We start from the raw sequence: 2,959 nt of genomic DNA on the forward strand, positions 1-2,959 counted from the left end.
GAAAAGAATTCATTGATAAACTGTTTGGCATTGCAGCATAATCCGTAAGTTAATAGGAAATTCATGTCCTATGTTTTTTTGAAATCATCTTTGCACCAGAACCAGTTTTTCTAACTCAATTGTTATTAACCAACTAAAAATTCCTAAATCATGGAATGTTTGTGACGGATTAAAGTAAGAACCGTCTCACTATCCCTTTTTCGGGGGATGGGCAAAGAAACCTAAATAAAAGGTAGACACCTCTTTTGAATGAGATGTCTACCTTTTATTGTCCCAAAATATGACGAACTTCCGTAATATCCATATTCGTAAACTTCGCAATATCTTCTATATCCATTCCGTTTTTATGCATGCCACGGATTAATTGTTCTCTTTCAGCTAATTTACCCTTTTCAATGCCTTTTTGTTCGGCATATTTGAATTTAGAAGCTTCATCAATAAGGGCTTTCTGTCTTGCTTCATACGACATACGGAATGCAGGGTCTTGACTCATCTTTTCCCACTTTTGCATCGCATCTTTTAAAATTGGATCTCGATTCATGGCAATCTCCTCCAGCGTATGTGTTAATTGTGTATCCTCATTTGCGGATAATAACAGTAGCCATCTTACAAAGGCATCTTCCCATGGATTCACTTGCTCTTCTTTCCATTGATCCATTAATTTTGGAATTTCAATCACATGGAGTTCTAAATCATCTAATAGTAACTTTTGCAACTGAATATCCCATAGCTTTCCTGTTGTATGGAAGTTTTCATACTCAGAAAAGACAGGAAAGTTCAATATATTAATGGTAATCGTTTTTCTAAGTGCATCGTAAGAGTTTCCTTTTTGTAACTGGGATGCATATAAGCGACTCCAATAATACAAGCTACGCTTCAAAAAGTGATGTTGGTCATTGAGTTGTATTTCAACTGAAATTTGTGTCTTATCCTCTAATGTAGCTAATACATCTAGAATAGACAATTTATCGTTTTCATATTCTCTATGCAGGTGTGGGTCTTCTATTTTCAATTTTTGAATCGGAGAAGATAAAGAAGACGCTAAGATAACATTTAAGAATTGCATTAAAATCTGTTCGTTTCCTCTTGAGCCAAATAATTGTTTAAATGCAAAATCGACTCGTAAATTCACTAAAGGTTGATTCATGGTTAGAGTCACCTTTCTTTTCGGTATTCTATATGTCTATTGTATCGAAGAGTAAACAGAAGAAGCAACCCCTGAAGATGATGTTGGTCGGTTTTCTTTTTATTAATTAATAGGCATACGGCAACCATTCGTTACTTTTGGAGCCACTCAAAAAAATGTACTAAATAAGCCTACTTTTTTAGTTTTTTGTATTCGGTAAAGTGAAATTAAAGTTAGAAATTACGTGTTCGGTAAAGAAAACTACTGACTTTTTATTGAATAACTATACCGAATTCATATTCGGTATAGCAAAACACCTTAAAAGCTATGAAAATTGCCGAGTGGCTCATAAAAGAAGGAATGGTTGCCGTACCCCATGCCCATCAACTTAAGAAATTTTATTACCCCCAAGTACAAAAAACGTTATTCTTTCTAAACAAGCTAGATTAGAAAGGATGACGTTTTTTGTGAATCTTTCGACTTAAGATGAACTTCAACTATTTTCGTAAGAATTACAACGGTATGTTACACCTGTATTCTTAGAAGAACTTGCAAGAGAAATCGGATTTATAAAGCAAAAACGTAAGTTTTATGATTTAGAAGAAACTTTGCAACAGGACCCTACCATCCTTCTCTTATCTTATCTAGAGGATCCCAAATTGACCAGGTTGCCTCTAACATGTTTTCTTCATTATCTCTGAAATAAAAATATTTAGCTTCCCCTTTCCCTAATACTTTAATATCTTCAACTTCAATTCCCTTTTCTTTGAGCTGATTATGGGTATATTCAATATCTTCACAATTTAATGCAATCACAGGAAATGCTTTCTCATTTCTTATTATTTCTAAAGGATTGTTGTTCTCTGTTTGGATCAATAAAGTAGCAATTGCATTTTTGTGAGGATAATGTAAAACTGCAATATATGACCCACGGTCTTCAAATTTATTAATCAATTTAAGACCTAGATTTTGAGTATACCATTTAATAGACGTATCAATATTTGTAGTTGGAATATAATTATGTCCTACTCTTGTAAATAAAAATTGTTTTAACATTCATTTCTTCAACCTTTCGTAATTTTCTGAATAAAAATATTATAGCACACACGCTTTTTTAAAGTAAATTTTAACGGACAGGACCTCACCATACATGTCTATTAGCTTAAGAAATTTTAATATCCTCAAATATAAAAAAGCGGTATCCTTTCTAAACAAGCTAAATTAGAAAGGATGACGTTTTTTATGAATCTCTCGATTCAAGATGAACTACAACCATTTGCGGAAGAATTACAACGTTATGTTACACCTGTATTTGTAGAAGAACTTGCAAGAGAAATCGGATTTATAAAGCGAAAACGTAAGTTTTCTGGCTCAGACTTAGCTACAATTTGTATTTGGATTAGTCAACGAGTAGCAAGTGATCCCTTAGTACGATTATGTAGTAGGCTTCATGCATCCACTGGTACTTTACTCAGCCCTGAGGGCTTAAATAAACGTTTAAACGCTAAAGCAGTTTTGTTTTTACAACATATTTTTTCTTTACTGTTACAACAAAAAGGGCTCTGGTGCAAAAAATCTAAGAAGCTTGGACATACTGATATTATCAATCTATAAAGGATGTGTATCCGTATGAAAAAGCCAACAGAATTTAAGTGGAAACATTACGAACCCGAAATTATCTTACATGTAGTACGCTGGTACCTACGGTACAGTCTGAGTCTTCGTGATCTCGTAGAGATGATGGAAGAGCGTGGAATATGCGTAGCACATACTACGATTATGCGCTGGGTTCATCAATATGGACCAGAACTTGATAAACGCATTCGTCCGTAT

Annotated in this window: 2 protein-coding genes and 2 pseudogenes; 2 read left to right on the plus strand and 2 right to left on the minus strand. The window is 33.9% G+C overall.

Annotated features, from left to right (window positions below; translation table 11 throughout):
• Positions 1-265: 265 nt before the first annotated feature.
• On the minus strand, positions 266-1,147 hold the full coding sequence (locus tag ACFQZ1_RS10135) for an Rpn family recombination-promoting nuclease/putative transposase (RefSeq protein WP_087994886.1): 882 nt from the start codon (positions 1,145-1,147) through the stop codon (positions 266-268).
• 600 nt (positions 1,148-1,747) lie between these two features.
• Positions 1,748-2,182, minus strand: a complete 435-nt coding sequence (locus ACFQZ1_RS10140) for a VOC family protein (protein ID WP_377882048.1) — start codon at positions 2,180-2,182, stop codon at positions 1,748-1,750.
• A gap of 186 nt (positions 2,183-2,368) precedes the next feature.
• Between ACFQZ1_RS10140 and ACFQZ1_RS10145 the strand changes: the two are divergent.
• Positions 2,369-2,683 (plus strand): annotated as a pseudogene (locus tag ACFQZ1_RS10145) (IS4 family transposase); the annotation flags it as partial.
• Between the two features lie 72 nt (positions 2,684-2,755).
• Positions 2,756-2,959, plus strand: a pseudogene (locus ACFQZ1_RS10150) (IS6 family transposase); the annotation flags it as partial.

Origin of the sequence: Bacillus sp. CGMCC 1.60114 (genome assembly GCF_042676365.1) — a bacterium.
Taxonomy (GTDB): Bacteria; Bacillota; Bacilli; order Bacillales; family Bacillaceae_G; genus Bacillus_A; species Bacillus_A rhizoplanae_A.